20 protein-coding genes are annotated in these 14,009 nt (G+C 58.8%); 11 read left to right on the top strand and 9 right to left on the bottom strand.

From position 1 onward, the window contains the following. Position 1: 1 nt before the first annotated feature. Positions 2-274: an antitoxin gene (locus tag BN874_RS00585; RefSeq protein WP_034430128.1), complete on the bottom strand. Its 273-nt coding sequence runs from the start codon at positions 272-274 to the stop codon at positions 2-4. After that, positions 234-1,346, bottom strand: coding sequence for an aminopeptidase (locus BN874_RS00580; protein WP_230314287.1), 1,113 nt, complete (start codon positions 1,344-1,346; stop codon positions 234-236). Before BN874_RS00580 ends, BN874_RS00585 begins: the two co-directional genes overlap by 41 nt. Positions 1,347-1,488: 142 nt before the next feature. Here BN874_RS00580 and BN874_RS00575 point away from each other — a divergent pair, with 142 nt between their 5' ends. Continuing rightward, complete coding sequence (locus BN874_RS00575; RefSeq protein ID WP_034430125.1) at positions 1,489-2,733, top strand: multifunctional CCA addition/repair protein; 1,245 nt, start codon at positions 1,489-1,491, stop codon at positions 2,731-2,733. Between the two features lie 14 nt (positions 2,734-2,747). On the opposite strand, the gene BN874_RS00570 is transcribed toward BN874_RS00575, so the two are convergent. From BN874_RS00570 to BN874_RS00555, 4 genes are all read right to left on the bottom strand, one after another. After that, on the bottom strand, positions 2,748-4,553 hold the full coding sequence (locus BN874_RS00570) for a PHA/PHB synthase family protein (protein ID WP_034430123.1): 1,806 nt from the start codon (positions 4,551-4,553) through the stop codon (positions 2,748-2,750). Positions 4,554-4,691: 138 nt separating this feature from the next. Continuing rightward, on the bottom strand, positions 4,692-4,916 hold the full coding sequence (locus tag BN874_RS24915; RefSeq protein ID WP_034430122.1) for a hypothetical protein: 225 nt from the start codon (positions 4,914-4,916) through the stop codon (positions 4,692-4,694). A 114-nt stretch (positions 4,917-5,030) separates the two neighbouring features. Continuing rightward, the gene (locus BN874_RS00560) at positions 5,031-5,576 is read right to left on the bottom strand and encodes a response regulator transcription factor (RefSeq protein WP_034430119.1); all 546 of its coding nucleotides are present in this window, start codon (positions 5,574-5,576) and stop codon (positions 5,031-5,033) included. Continuing rightward, positions 5,576-6,811, bottom strand: a complete 1,236-nt coding sequence (locus BN874_RS00555) for an ATP-binding protein (protein WP_034430117.1) — start codon at positions 6,809-6,811, stop codon at positions 5,576-5,578. Before BN874_RS00555 ends, BN874_RS00560 begins: the two co-directional genes overlap by 1 nt. A gap of 208 nt (positions 6,812-7,019) precedes the next feature. On the opposite strand from BN874_RS00555, the gene BN874_RS00550 reads away from it, so the two are divergent. From BN874_RS00550 to BN874_RS00520, 7 genes are all read left to right on the top strand, one after another. Further along, positions 7,020-7,637, top strand: a complete 618-nt coding sequence (locus BN874_RS00550) for a CBS domain-containing protein (protein ID WP_034430115.1) — start codon at positions 7,020-7,022, stop codon at positions 7,635-7,637. A gap of 251 nt (positions 7,638-7,888) precedes the next feature. Then, on the top strand, positions 7,889-8,815 hold the full coding sequence (locus tag BN874_RS00545) for an MbnP family copper-binding protein (RefSeq protein ID WP_051497249.1): 927 nt from the start codon (positions 7,889-7,891) through the stop codon (positions 8,813-8,815). Next, positions 8,812-10,008: a methanobactin export MATE transporter MbnM gene (locus tag BN874_RS00540; RefSeq protein ID WP_034430113.1), complete on the top strand. Its 1,197-nt coding sequence runs from the start codon at positions 8,812-8,814 to the stop codon at positions 10,006-10,008. The genes BN874_RS00545 and BN874_RS00540 overlap by 4 nt, the downstream gene beginning before the upstream one ends. 20 nt (positions 10,009-10,028) lie before the next feature. Next, the gene (locus BN874_RS00535; protein WP_034430112.1) at positions 10,029-10,280 is read left to right on the top strand and encodes a hypothetical protein; all 252 of its coding nucleotides are present in this window, start codon (positions 10,029-10,031) and stop codon (positions 10,278-10,280) included. 23 nt (positions 10,281-10,303) lie between these two features. Then, positions 10,304-10,651, top strand: coding sequence for a DUF4189 domain-containing protein (locus BN874_RS00530; protein WP_034430111.1), 348 nt, complete (start codon positions 10,304-10,306; stop codon positions 10,649-10,651). 8 nt (positions 10,652-10,659) lie between these two features. Further along, complete coding sequence (locus BN874_RS00525; RefSeq protein WP_034430153.1) at positions 10,660-11,121, top strand: copper chaperone PCu(A)C; 462 nt, start codon at positions 10,660-10,662, stop codon at positions 11,119-11,121. 86 nt (positions 11,122-11,207) lie between these two features. Continuing rightward, complete coding sequence (locus tag BN874_RS00520) at positions 11,208-11,606, top strand: hypothetical protein (protein ID WP_034430151.1); 399 nt, start codon at positions 11,208-11,210, stop codon at positions 11,604-11,606. A 3-nt stretch (positions 11,607-11,609) separates the two neighbouring features. On the opposite strand, the gene BN874_RS24095 is transcribed toward BN874_RS00520, so the two are convergent. Continuing rightward, positions 11,610-11,783 (bottom strand): hypothetical protein, encoded by a 174-nt coding sequence (locus tag BN874_RS24095; protein WP_154724682.1) that lies wholly within the window; start codon positions 11,781-11,783, stop codon positions 11,610-11,612. Between the two features lie 53 nt (positions 11,784-11,836). Between BN874_RS24095 and BN874_RS00510 the strand changes: the two genes are divergently transcribed. Both BN874_RS00510 and BN874_RS00505 read left to right on the top strand, forming a co-directional pair. After that, a complete protein-coding gene (locus BN874_RS00510) occupies positions 11,837-12,127 on the top strand; it encodes a hypothetical protein (RefSeq protein ID WP_034430108.1) in 291 nt (96 codons plus the stop codon). After that, positions 12,117-12,497 (top strand): hypothetical protein, encoded by a 381-nt coding sequence (locus BN874_RS00505; RefSeq protein ID WP_034430106.1) that lies wholly within the window; start codon positions 12,117-12,119, stop codon positions 12,495-12,497. Before BN874_RS00510 ends, BN874_RS00505 begins: the two co-directional genes overlap by 11 nt. A 56-nt stretch (positions 12,498-12,553) precedes the next feature. Here the strand turns inward: BN874_RS00505 and BN874_RS25970 are convergent, their stop codons facing one another. Next, entirely contained in the window at positions 12,554-12,688 is a 135-nt protein-coding gene (locus BN874_RS25970; protein ID WP_268258807.1) for a hypothetical protein, read from the bottom strand. Positions 12,689-12,704: 16 nt separating this feature from the next. On the opposite strand from BN874_RS25970, the gene BN874_RS00500 reads away from it, so the two are divergent. Further along, positions 12,705-13,301: an IS110 family transposase gene (locus BN874_RS00500; protein ID WP_051497246.1), complete on the top strand. Its 597-nt coding sequence runs from the start codon at positions 12,705-12,707 to the stop codon at positions 13,299-13,301. Between the two features lie 55 nt (positions 13,302-13,356). On the opposite strand, the gene BN874_RS00495 is transcribed toward BN874_RS00500, so the two are convergent. Beyond that, positions 13,357-13,719, bottom strand: coding sequence for a pepsin/retropepsin-like aspartic protease family protein (locus tag BN874_RS00495; RefSeq protein ID WP_034430105.1), 363 nt, complete (start codon positions 13,717-13,719; stop codon positions 13,357-13,359). Between the last annotated feature and the right edge of the window lie 290 nt (positions 13,720-14,009).

The raw sequence follows: 14,009 nt of genomic DNA, 5'->3' as shown, positions 1-14,009 counted from the left end.
GTTAGCTCACATCTTCCGCAAACAGATCACGCTCGCACGGAATAACGTTGAGCGGACGTTCGGCCATGAAATCATCGGATGCTTCGATACTATGGATCAGGGCGAAAAATTCGTCCCATGCCTTCGCCCCGGGCCGGGTTGAAAGCACCACATCCCCACTCGCCGCGTCGCGAGTGATATAAATCTCTTCACTCTCGAAGCGGAATTCAGCGGGCAAACGAACGGCTTGGCTGCTACCGTTCTTGAACAAACGAGCAACGCGTGTTTCGAGCATGACCAGCTCCAGCAATCGAAGGGATATGCGCCAGCATAGACGGGCTACGCACGGTCAGCAACTCCCGCAAGCGCGCTTCCCGCTCCGGCGGTGGTAAGCGTCCGAGAATTTCCGCTGCCTGATAGAACGTCGTGAAATCCCGCCCGCCCTGCTCGTACAAGACAATGAACGCCGGTACCCAGCGATGGTAGGTACTGTGGCCGGCCAGTTTGGCGTTGTTCAAATCCTGCTCGAACCAGCGGTCGTAACCGGCATAGCCGCCCCACTCCTGTTTCAGTTCCCGATAGCGGGTACGCAATTCGGCCAGAATCCGTTGTTTCTCGACTCGTTTTTCAGCATCGGATTGATCCGAGGCGTACACCGCTGCCAAGGACTCGCGGCTCGCCGTCACGATTTGTAAAAACGCCTGTCGGCGACGGTCATCAGCGCTGTACTCTTCCTGCTCACGCGCACTACCCCGCTGCACCAGCCAGCGTTCCGCACCCAAGTGACCTACAGCCGTCGCGAACGCTTCGTTGAAGGCGGTATCGTCGGCGAGGTACAGCCGCTGATGGGCCAGTTCGTGAAACATCAGTTCCGCCAACCGCCCGGTCGGCCAATGGATAAAGGTGTTCAAGAGCGGATCAGCGAACCAGCCCAAAGTCGAATACGCTGCAATATCGGCGACATAGACCTCATCACCGTCCGCCCGCAATGCATCGGCCAGGTGCTGCGCCGCTTCGGCGTCGAAATAGCCGCGATAACTCAAACAACCCGCTATCGGGAAACACCAGCGACGCGGTTCCAGTTCCAGTTCCGGCGCGGCAAACACATTTTTGACCACATAGAGCCGCTGCACATCGACGTAACTGCGGTAACTGTCATTGTCGGGCAGAGCCAGTTCAGCGCTGGCGAAGGCGCGTAACGCTTGGGCGGTTTCCAGCCGCTGACGCACGTTCGGGGCAGTCGCCGGATCGGCCAGCACCTCGGCTACCGGCCGGCGCGCCTGCAACAAATCCCACTGCCCCGCCGCCGCCTGCCGGTAATAGGCCAGTTCGGTACAGCCCGACAGCGCCAGCCCGAGGCCCACCATGATAAAAAGTATCCAGAAAGTTCGCCGCATCGTTGGTAAAACCGTCTAAGGTTTATCAGCCCGTGCGGATTACACCCCAGAAAATCCGCTGAGCACTTGTATTATGCCTGTCATAGAACGCTAAGCGATGAATGTAAGCACAATGGAAATTTATCTGGTCGGCGGCGCGGTGCGCGACGACTTGTTGGGCGTACCGGTCCAGGAACGCGATTGGGTGGTGGTCGGCGCTACGCCCGCCGAGCTGTTGGCGCGTGGTTTCCGATCAGTCGGCAAAGACTTTCCAGTGTTCCTGCACCCGAATACTCACGAGGAATACGCGCTGGCCCGCACTGAACGCAAGACCGCGCCGGGCTACCATGGCTTCAGCGTCCATGCCGCGCCTGATGTGACGCTGGAACAAGACCTGTTGCGCCGTGACCTCACCATCAATGCCATGGCTCGCGACGCCCAGGGCCGACTGATCGATCCTTATCGCGGCACCTGCGATCTCGAAACCCGCTGGCTGCGACATGTCTCGCCGGCCTTCGCTGAAGATCCGGTGCGGATCCTGCGGCTGGCCCGATTCAGCGCCCGTTATGCGCCGTTGGGGTTTCGAGTCGCCCCGGAAACGCTGAATCTGATGCGAACCATGGTTGCCAGCGGTGAAGTGGATAGTCTGGTGCCAGAACGAGTGTGGGCGGAAACCGTGCGCGCCCTGGGCGAATCCCATCCGGAACAATTCATCGCTACGCTGCGCGAGTGCGGAGCGCTGGCGCGGATTTTCCCGGAACTGGACCGGTTGTTCGGGGTGCCGCAACCCGCAGCGCATCATCCTGAGATTGATACGGGCGTCCATACCCTGCTGGCGTTGGCGCAAGCGGTGCGACTGAACGCAGACGCCGTGACCCGCTTCGCCGTATTGGTTCATGACCTCGGCAAGGGAACCACGCAACCCGACGACTGGCCTCGCCACCACGGCCACGAACAACGCGGCTCGGATTTGATTCGGACGCTCTGCCAGCGGTTGCGGGTTCCCAATATGTACCGGGAACTGGGGGTATTGACTGCACGCTATCACACTCATTGCCACCGGGCGCTGGAGTTGCGCCCGAAAACCCTGCTCAACACCCTGCAAGGGCTGGACGCCTTCCGTAAACCGCAGCGTTTCGAGCAATACCTCATCGTCTGTGAAGCCGATGCGCGGGGCCGAACCGGTCTGGAAAACCGGGATTATATTCAGGCGGAATTCATGCGCCAGGTTTATCAGGCGGCAGCGGCGGTTCAGGCGCGGCCGCTGCTGGCGCAAGGCTTGACCGGACTGGCGCTGGCGGAAGCGTTACAACGGGAGCGACTGGCGGCGATTACCCAAGTCAGGCAGGCATTTCGGGACTCTGAGACGCCCGCCTGAGATTATGAGATTAGTCACTGGTCGTAGCGCATCTTGACGTAGGAACCGGGCGCGTCCTCGACCGGTTTCAGTTTGCCATCGCCCGGGGTACGGGCCGGCACTTGCGGGCCGGTGTGAGGTTGCAGCCAGGCCAGCCAGTCCGGCCACCACGAGCCTTCCTGTTTGACCGCACCCTTGAACCAGTCATCGGGATTCGGCGAATTGTTGGGGTTGAGCCAATAGCCGTACTTGTCGGAAGAGGCCGGATTGATGACTCCAGCGATGTGGCCGGAGCCGCTCAGTACGAATTTCACTGGCCCGCCGACCAGTTGCGTGCCGGCATAAGTGGATTTCCACGGCGCGATGTGATCCTCGTAGGCCGACAGGAAACAGACCGGCGTCTTGATTTTGCGTAAATCAATCGGCACACCGGCCAGAGTAATGCCGCCCGGTTGGCGCAGTAGATTCTTCTGATACATGTTGCGCACGTAGAAACTGTGCATGTCCCGGGGCATCCGGGTGGAATCGGAATTCCAGTACAGCAGATCGAAGGGGTAGGGATCGTTGCCCAGCAGGTAGTTGTTCACCACGAAGTACCAGATCAGATCGTTGGCGCGCAACATGCTGAACACGCCGGCCATCTGGCTGCCGTCCAGATAGCCCCGTTCGCCCATCTGCTTCTCCAGCAGAGTGATTAACTCCTCGTCAATGAATACCTCCAGTTCGCCCGGTTCGCTGAAGTCGGTCATGCAGGCGAAGCAGATGGCGCTTTTTACCCGCTTGTCCTTCTTGGCGGCGAGCCAAGCTAGGGTGCTCAGCAGCAGAGTACCGCCCAGGCAGTAGCCGGCAGCACTGATTTCCCGCTCGCCGGTGGCCTGTTCAATGGCGTCCATCGCCTCCACGCAGGCCAGCATGTAATCGTCGAAGGTTTTATGCGCCAGCCGTTCGTCGGGGTTGATCCACGAGGTCATAAACACGGTGAAGCCCTGATCCACCATCCACTTGACCATCGAGTTTTTGGGCCGCATGTCCATGATGTAAAACTTGTTGATCCAGGGCGAAACGAACAGGAACGGCCGCTGACAGACGGTTGGGGTGCTGGGGTTGTACTGGATGAGTTGCAGCAATTCACTCTGGTAGATGACCTTGCCGGGCGTGACCGCGACATTTTCACCCGGCGTGAAGGCGTTGAGATCGGTCATCGTAATCTGCAATTGCCCGCGCCCGCGCTCCAGGTCGGTCAGTACGTTTTGCAAGCCCTTGACCAGGTTATCGCCACCCGAATCCAGCGTAGCCTGGAGTACGGTCGGATTGGTCAGCACGAAGTTGGTCGGGGCCATCGCGTCTACGAACTGGCGAGTGTAGAACTGCACCTTGCGGGCAGTCTTATCGTCCAGCCCTTCGACGCTTTGTACCAGTCCTTGCAGGCTGTCAGCGGACAGTAGATAGGATTGTTTGATGAAATCGAATACTACGTTTTCGGCCCACTGCTGGTCCTTAAAACGCTTGTCGCCGGGTGGCGGTTCAATCACCGGCTGGGTTTCGTGCCCCGCCAAGCGCTGGGAAGCAGCTTGCCATAGGTCAAGATAGTTCTTCCAGAATTCGACCTGAGCCTTGATCAACTTGTCGGGATCTTTCAACAATTGCTGAAACAGCTCCTGGAACGATTTGCCGATGATGGCGGGATCGATGAGGGAAATTTGATCGCCGCGCTCCTGGCGCTTGAGATACTCCTGCAAGACACGCTGGCTTTGCTCGATGATCTTGGAAAGATTCTGGGCCAGCTTGTTGGGATCAGCGGTTTTGAGATCGGGAGTGGACGGCGCGGTAGACGGGGACATGACGATACCTCGCTTAGGACAGGGATGACTTTATAAAGTCGGACTTTCGCTTTCCGTCATACCGGCGAAAGCCGGTATGACGCAGGAGGGCTGCCGGGTGAAAGCCCTGAAAGTATAGGTAAGAATCGTCATGGTTGATTACCGTTGCATCACCCATGGACCAATAAGCCCATGGATGATTGCCTGCTTCACCGAGGCCGGTTTCACGGTGATCTTGCGCCCGACGCCAGAGCCTTGCTCTTCACAGGCGTCACCTCCCGCCCCGCTGACGGTGGCTTCCAAAGCAACCCCCCCGGACCAGCGTAGCTGCCGAACCGTTTCGTAGCATTTCACATCATCCAGCAGGTTTTGAAGGTTGATCATTATCCGCGACTCTCGATTGCAGCGGCTCGCAACCTGCTCGGTCTCCTTCAGGGCGAACCCTTTTCAACCGTCTGGAATCCATATTGAGCCATTATCAATGCGTCGCTTGCTGAGTTAGAACCGGACCGGCCGTTTGGACAGCTTGCGTTGCAAGGTGCGGCGATGCATTCCCAACTGCCGGGCGGTGGCGGAGATGTTGCCGCTGTTGTCATGCAGTACCCGCTGGATGTGTTCCCATTCCAGCCGACCGATGCTCAGGGGGCGAGTATTGACCGGCGCGGCGGGATCGCCAGCAATAGCAGCTAAGGCGGCCAACACCTGATCGGCGTCAGCGGGCTTGGCCAGATAATTCACCGCGCCCAGTTTGATCGCTTCCACCGCTGTAGCAATACTGGCATAGCCGGTGAGCACCACGATGCGGGTGACGGAATCGAGGGCGAGCAGTTCAGGAATCAGACTCAGACCCGAATCGCCGGCCAGATTGAGATCCACGATGGCGTATTCCGGCGGATCGGCTTGAGCCAGTTGCAACGCCGCCGCGTTGTCGTGCGCGGTCGCCACCGCGAAGCCCCGTCGGCTTAGAGCCAGACCCAGCACCCGGCAAAAAGTGGCGTCGTCGTCCACCAGCAGCAGGCTGGAGCCATCCATCGCTTCCATCATCAGGCCATGCCGACCCGCGCCGGCAAATCGATCCGGGTGCAGGTGCCGCCCTGAGGATCGCGCAACAGGCTGACTTCTCCGCCCAGCCGCTCCAACGCGGCATTGGCCAGCAATAAACCGATGCCAATGCCGCCCTCCTTGGTAGAAAAGAAGGCTTCCCCGACGCGATTCGCCACATCCGGCGGCAGCCCCGGCCCATGATCACGAATCTCAATGACCACCCGGCACGCATCCCAGCGTCCTGCCAAATCCACGCCCTTGGGGCAGGCGTCGGCGGCGTTGTTGAGCAAGCTAATCAAGGTTTGTCCGATGGTTTGCGGCGCCGCCACCGCCGGCGAGGGCGATGGTCCCGCGCAACTGACCCGCAGCGGCACGCGGGGATGCAGTAATTGCCAGCGGTTGCGGATGTGTTCCAGCAGCACATCCAACGCTTGCGCGGCCTCGCGGTCGGTCGCTAAATCGGCGCTTTTAAGCAAGTCGCCGAGAATGCTTTTGCACACCTCCACTTGCTGACGCAGGGTGCGCAGGTCAGCGCGGTGCGGCGCGTCTTCGCCATGGGCGTGTTCCAGTTCCCGCGCCAGCACTGCGATGGTTGATAAAGGGGTGCCTAACTCGTGGGCCGCACCGGCTGCGAACATTCCCAAGGTCAGGATTTGTTCGTCGCGCAACGCTTTTTCCCGCAAGCGCGCTAACTGACGGTCCCGCTGTCGTAACATTTCCGCCAATCGCGCCACGAAGCCGGCGATCAGCAGAGCGCTAATCACGAACACCAGCCACATTCCCCATAAATGCGCATGAAAGCCGGGACCGTGGCCGCTGATCATCCCCGGCAGCGGCAGGTAATAGAACATCAGCGCGGTATAAACCGTCACCGTCACTCCTGCCATCGCCCAGACACAGCCGGGCGGCAGCAGTGCGGCGGTGATGATCAACGGCAAGAGCAGCAGCGAAACGAAAGGGTTACTGGCGCCGCCACTGAAGAACAACAGTATCGCCAGCGCCAGCACGTCGATCTGAAGATGGGCGAATAACTCCCATGCCGTCAGCGCAGTAGCACGCTGAGTGCGCAGCCGCAAAGTGGCGGCGGCCAGCGCCATCAATCCCAGAGAGATCACTATCGACCACGCCGGCAGGGCATGGGGCGGGATCAGGCCGAAGTACAGCCAGAGCAGCATGATGACCGGCCCCAGCATCACCAGCAAACGGAGTAACAGCAGGCGTCGCAAATCTTCCATTCGATTAAATCCGATCCGGTAATCGCCGTTTCGGGCGTGGTGAACGTTATATTTTAGCCGCGCCTTCAACCGGACATGCGCGGTAATTTGTCACATCCCAAAATTGCGCGCCACGACTTAGGATGATGGCAGGATCCACAGAGGCGTAGCGGTTTTCATCGTTGCATCGATCCTCTTTAACCTGTTTTGTATCCTGGAAGTCGCCCCCATGACCCATACCTACCCACCGCTCTCATTGCATCGTCTGGAACCCGGCACGGGGTACTGCCGCCCTAAGCGGCGCATTCGCGCCAAACAGCCGGCTATTAAACCGGTCATCGCTGCTGATGCCGCTGTCGGAGTGATGACCGATCTCAGTCAGGTCATTCCCCATATTACTCAACTGTCCGTACCGATTAACGAGGCGCTGACAACCATGATTCAACATGGGGTGCGCCTGTTATTGGTCAGTGACGCCAATAATCGAGTCATTGGATTGATTACCAGTCGTGACATCGAAGGGGACAAGCCCGGACGCATTCTGACCAAAGCCGGCGGTGTTTGGGATGAGTTGCTGGTTGCCGATTTGATGACGCTCAGACCAAAGTTGGAGGCGCTGCTGATGAAAGAGGTGTTGAGCGCGCGGGTCGGCGACATCATCGCTACGCTGCGTCAGGTCAATCGCCAGCATGCGCTGGTGATAGATAGCGACTCCGGCGTTGGACAGCAAGCCGTGCGCGGTATTTTCTCACTGTCGCAAATCGGTTTGCAATTAGGTCTGGACATTGACCCAACACGCCAGCCGACGACTTATGCTGAGCTGGAAAAAGCCGGATACGCAATGTAACCGCTACAAACATAGCAATCAGTTCGTTGCCAACTGAGATGAGTCGTTGGGTAAGCTCAGTGGAGTAGCCAATAATGATCACAAGTCTTTCGTCAGCCGGAGTTGGATTCAGTAACCGTTATTTGGCATTGCATTGTAGCCGTTTTGTTGTGTCAGTCTCTTTTCCTACAGGTGCGGCAATTTGTCGCATTTTCACCGCGCCTGCTGCGACTTAGCATAATCAGATACCACAAAACCAGGAGAATCTTGAAATGGCGCATCCCCGCAACCGGCAGTTTTTGTTCCCCCTTCGGAGCGCTACAGCGCTGGGCGTCGCGCTGGCGCTGGTCGCAGGTTGCGGCAGCGATGACGATAACAGTCCTGGAGAACGCTCGGCGACCGTGCAGTTCAAGGCGGAGGTTAACGGTCAGGATTTTGTCTGCGGCAAGACCTATAGCAATGTTGGCGTCGGTCAGCCCGGCACTTATCAGGTCAACGATTGGCGCTTCTATGTCCATGATGTGGCGCTGGTTAAAGCTGATGGCAGCCGCCAAGAGATCGATCTGGATCAGGATGGCGTCTGGCAATATCAAAATACGGTACTGCTGGACCTGAGAAAGGATTGCGGTAGCGGTACTCTGCCGACCAATGCGGTCGTAAAGGGATCCGTGCCTAATGAGAACTATGCGGGCTTGTGCTTCAAGGTCGGCGTTCCCTACGCGCTAAACCATATCAGTGATGCCACTGCGCCCTCGCCGTTGAACGCCTCCGGGATGCTGTGGAACTGGCGGGGCGGGCGCAAGTTCATCCGTGTGGACGGTTTTGGTGCGCCCGGCGGCGACAACAGCGTGGCGTTCGTGACTCACCTGGGCAGCACCGAATGCCCCGGTTCCGATCCCAGCGCCCCACCCACTGCCGCCTGCGGTTATCCGAACATCGCTGAATTCTGCTTGGACAACTTCAACGTCGATCAAGACCGTGTTGTGATGGACATGGGTAAAACGTTGGCAGCGTCCAATGTCGCATTCAACACCCCCGACACCTCATCGGGCTGCATGTCGGGCAACTCCGATCCGGAGTGTATCCCCATCATGCCGCGCCTGAATCTGGACTTTACCTATGTCGCTGGAGCCGGAGCGACTCCTGAGAAATACTCCAAAGCGGTTCCCCAAGTGCTATTCAGTGTGCGCAAGCCATGAGTCGAACATCCCGCTGGGCCACGGCGCTAGGGCTGTTGCTACTGGTTGCGGGATGCGGTGGCGGTGACGACGGCGGAGATGAGACGCCGCCGCCACCCGTGACTCCTTCGGGCTATTCGTGGTCATTGCCGAAAGGCTTCCCTACACCCAAGGAGTTTGCTGAAAACCCAATGTCAACCGCCAAAGTCGAGTTGGGTCGCCACCTGTTCTACGACCCGCGCATGTCGATCAATCAAAGTGCGTCTTGCGCCTCTTGTCATCTACCTGCGCGCGCCTTCAGCGATGGCCGCACCACGGCGATTGGCACGACCGGCGAGGTGCATCCACGCAATGCCATGAGTTTGACTAATGTGGTGTACAACGCCACTTTCGATTGGGCCAACCCGGTGCTAAAGACGCTCCATGCTCAGGCGCTCACCCCAATGTTTGCCGAGTTTCCGGTGGAACTGGGTTGGAGCGATCATGAAGCTGAAATTCTGGATCGCTTCCGCTTTGATCCAAAGTATCAAGAGTTATTTGCCGCTGCTTATCCCGGAGAAAGCACTCCAGTTAACGCAGATCGGGTTGCCAAGGCCGTCGCCGCTTTCGTCTCCACCTTGATTTCAGGTAATTCGCCCTATGACCAAGCCACGTTTCAATTGAATAACAGCGCCATGAGCGCAGCAGCGCGGCGTGGTCAGAACTTGTTTTTCTCTGAGCGAATGGAGTGCTTTCACTGCCACGGTGGTTTCAACTTCAGCCAATCAGTCAGTCATGCTGGAACGCCAGTTGCGCAAGAGGAATTTCACAACAACGGTCTCTACAACATCGGCGGCAAAGGGGACTATCCAGCGGGGAACCGGGGCTTGTGGGAGTTCACCCAGCGGCCTGCGGATATGGGCCGGTTTCGCGCCCCAACGCTGCGCAATATCGAGTTGACTGCACCCTATATGCACGACGGTTCCATCGCTACGCTGGAGGAAGTGGTGGATCACTATGCCCGTGGCGGGCGGCTGATCAGTGAAGGGCCGTTGGCTGGTGATGGCGCCCGGAGTCCGTTCAAGAGTGAACTGATCGTGAGCTTCCGGCTGACTGCACAGGAGAAGCTGGATCTCATCGCCTTTTTCCAGAGTCTGACCGATTGGGAATTCCTGTGTGATTCACGTTTCGCCGACCCGTTTGGCAATTCCCCCCGCCATTCCCGCTGCAACTGATTCTTTGGAGAAGACCCGCCATGCTCAATCGTCCCCGTCGTTCCCTCTGGCATTACTTGTTAGTAAGCAGCGCTTTGGCTTGGAGCTTGGGAATACCAATACTGGACAATTCCCTCACGTTACCCACGGCCTATGCCCATCACGGTGGTGGCGGGGCGGGTGGCGGTGGGGCGGGTGGCGGTGGTGGCGGTAAAGGAGACGGCATGATTCGGAAAACACCGGGTGATGGTTATGGCAAGGGCGGTCGCGGTTTCCAGGGTATGAAGTCGTGAGGGCGGCAACGGCAATTGCACTCGTGCTGATTCTGATGTTGAACGCGGGTTGTGCCGGATTAGAAGCATCGAGTTCAACGAGTAGTTACGGCGCAGTCGCTTACGCAGCCAGCACTCAGGATTGGCGGCTGCATTGGCGAGCGCCCGATCCGCAACAGGCGCGACTGCAGGCATTAGCCAATTGCGCCACTGCCGATTGTCAGGTCGTACTGGAATTCGGACCGGGGCAATGCGGTACGCTGGCCTTGGGCGATCCCGGTTTCGGCATCGGTTTGGGCGATACGCCGGCTGCCGCTGAAAGCGCGGCGCTGGCGGAGTGCCAGCGCAAGGGGCAAGGTTGCCGGGTTGCCGAGGCGGAGTGCAATCGTTGAAAAACATCATGAACCCGAAATGGTTTTTCTCCGCGTTCGCCGCGCTGGTGTTACTAGGAATACCGTTTTTAGTCAGCGGCCACGGCTATCCTTTGGGCAGTATTGCAGTCCGGCATCCGTGGGCGGCGCCTACCCAGACTACGACTGGATCGGGCTATCTGGGGCTGAAAAACCGGGGCGCGAGAGACGATAAACTGGTTTCAGCTTCAACGGCCATTGCGGCTAAGGCGGAACTGTATACGCTGACGAAGACCGACGCTGGGCTAAAAATCGAGCCGGTTGACGCTATCGCCATCCCAGCCGGGGAGGAAATCAGGCTGAAACCCGGTGGACCCTACATCCAGTTTAGCGACCTTAAGCAACCCTTGGCGGAGGGAGATCGCTTTCCGGTCTTACTCAAATTCCAAAACGCCGGGGAGATCATCGTGGAAATGTTTGTGCAGAAAAATGAAAAAAGCTCAATCTATTAAACGGGTTGCTAATTAGAACTCTGGGGTTCCCGTTTTCAATCCGAAGGATTGCAATCATGCATCTCCTGGAACAAAGCGAAGATACGATAATTGGCAGGGTCGCGCGCGGCTCCTCCGCCAAGCAGGCGGCGGCCTTGATGAATTATGGCAATCTAGTCGCGATTCTGATTCCCTTTCCCCTGCTGATCTTCTGGTTCGGCGCCTCGATGCTGGTGTATGCCCTGAACCGGCATCATCCCGATCCCCGTGTGGGCCACTACACCCAGCAGGCCGCCTATCGGTTTTATGGGGTGACGGGTTTCTTTGTCGCGGTCGCCACCTTCATTCCCGGTGGCGGCTGGATTTGGCATCTGGCCGCCTGGATCGTGGCGGCGCTGATTCTAATTCCCTGGTCCATTCTCGATCTGCGCCGCATTTACCGGGAGGGCTGGGCGGATATTCTGCTGGATGATGAGGGACATCCGCTGCTTGGCGCAGTAGCTTGAAGATCATCGATCAAGGTGGCCGTCGCCCAAAAGTTGTTCGATCTGCGCATCCTTATCGGCCCAGATCTGCCCGACCCAGTGCTGGAGATCGGCCCGAAGTCCAGGATCGCTGCGATAATCGCCGCCGAGCAATTCGGCGGGAATCGGCAAGGGCCGGATTCGCACGATCCGTCGCACGATGGCCTGGAACCGTGCGAAACCCCCGCGATTTACCGTGTGGAGAGCGTGACATGACCGCCCGCGTCCTGAACTTTCCGTCCCGCCGCCCGCTGCCCAAAGCCACGATTCAAGCGATGGTCGATTCCAGCACGGTCATCAACGCCTCGGAAGACCTGTTGTTGGAAATCGTGCTGTCGGTGCGCTTGAACGACGTGCCGCCCCAGGAACGCCGGAAGCTGGTCGAGGTGCTGCATCGCGGCCAACCCTTGACCGTCAGCCTCGGTGGCGATGTCCCGATCCCGCGACCGAAACCGATCCGGAAAACGCCCGGAGACCGGTCAGGAGGCGACGATGCGGCTTAGGGATTTTCCCCGGGTAGCAGGTCGGGCGATTGAACGCGCCAGCGACCGTCTCCGGCGGTCTGAGCGGCATTCCGGCTCCGGTCTCGCCCCCCTCGACCTCCTGGCGCAGGCCGAAGGTCAGCTTCACGCCCTGCTGCTGGCCGAGGGGATCACGCCGAGGGCGGTCTACCGGCCCGGCGAAGTCTGCCAGTTGTTGCGGATCAGGCCGACCACGCTGCGGCAATTCTGCGAGCTGGCCGAACATCCGGCGGTAAAAAATGCCGATCCCCGTGATCTCGATGCCTTTCTGGTCGGTTGCCATCACCGGATTTCTCACCCGGCGCTGGTGGAATGGCTGGTCAGAAACCAGAAATTTCAGCGCGAGGGGTGAAAAGTTGTGGGGTAGTGGTTCAGTTGGCAGTGACGCGCCAGCGTGGGAATGCCGTTTTAGCCACTCCAAGTCGGCGAGTGACCGGACACCCGCCGCAGGCAGACCAGACCATAGGTCAGCGCCTTGCCCATATCCTGTTGCCGCCGCAGGTAAAACCGGGCGCAGGAATCAGGGCTGTAGCCGACCCGCACCCCAGAGATTCGCGAGTTGCACGCCCTGATCGCCCGGCTGGACGCGGTCGAGGCCGACCTGCGCCGGGAACAGAACCGGCAAGAAAAAGCCGAGGTGGTCCCGATGCCCACCACGGTCACCGAGTCGCTCCAGCAGCACATCGACTTTCTGAAAGCGGAAGCCACTCGCTTGCAAACCGCCCTCCATGACCACATTGACCAGCATCCCGGCCTGCGCCAAGACCGCGACCTGCTACTCTTCATTCCCGCAGTCGGCGAGAAAACCGCCCAACGCTGGGTAGCGGTCTTGCGGAGCCGGTCGTTCCAGTCCGCCGATCAAGCCACGGCCTTCTTGGGCCTGGTTCCCATCGAATGCCAATCCGGCAGCAGCCTCCACCGCCGACCCCGGCTCTCCAAAGCTGGGGCACCCCGCATCCGCGCCGCTCTGTACAGGGCCGCCGTCGTTGCCACCCGCTACAACCCCCATATTCGCACGTTGTATAAGCGTCTGCTGGCCCGAGGCAAAGCCAAGATGGCCGCCCTGGGGGCCGCCCTGCGTAAACTGGTGCAATTGGCGTTCGGGGTTCTTAAGCATCAGAAACCTTATCAAGCGGATTGGACGCCTGCTCGTTGACATTCAAGACGGTATCTACGCAGCTACGCGCTACGATGCTACGAAGCTAACGGATTCATTTCAGCGGCTTTGCTGCCATGCGTTTTAGGGTATGCGAGACCGGATCGACGCCAATCCCGGTGCTTTCCAGTGCGACAACGCCCAATAAAGGTTCACAGTCATCTGGACCAAAGATCACCTTGCCGACCGTTTCTGCGCCCATGAATAACACGCGGGCAAAGCCATACGGGTATTCGACCAGCGCACCATTGGCCAATTCATAAACATCTTTACCTTCAATGTCGATTCCCGCAGCGACCAGCGCTTTCGCCGGGGCCAGACAATCAATAGAGCCGGTATCCACCAAAAACTCACCCTCAAAGGCTTGCCGGTCGGCGCGCAAATTGCTGAGAGCGACGGTAATATGCGTTAAGCCCATCTCAATCTCCGGTCTATTGCTCTTAGAGAAAACCCGTCGATCCGCTCACGAGAACCGGCAGGTCATTGTTTCACCGCCTTTCCCCCTTTGCAAAAGGGGGGCTAGGGGGGATTTCGACAAAACCCCGCCCCCGGTTTCCCAAGGGCGGTTCGTTCAGAAGTAGGGCGGGTTAGGCGCTGAGCCGTAACCCGCCGTTCAGGGCATCCTGGTTCCGGCGGGTTACGCTTCGCTAACCCGCCCTTGTATTGTGTTTCTGTGAGGGTTGTTCATGATCAGACGGCCTGCACGGG

The sequence above is a fragment of the Candidatus Contendobacter odensis Run_B_J11 genome, from assembly GCF_000531125.1.
Classification (GTDB): domain Bacteria; phylum Pseudomonadota; class Gammaproteobacteria; order Competibacterales; family Competibacteraceae; genus Contendibacter; species Contendibacter odensensis.
Note: the sequence above shows the minus strand (reverse complement) of the source record. Positions and strands in the feature narration are given on the sequence as shown.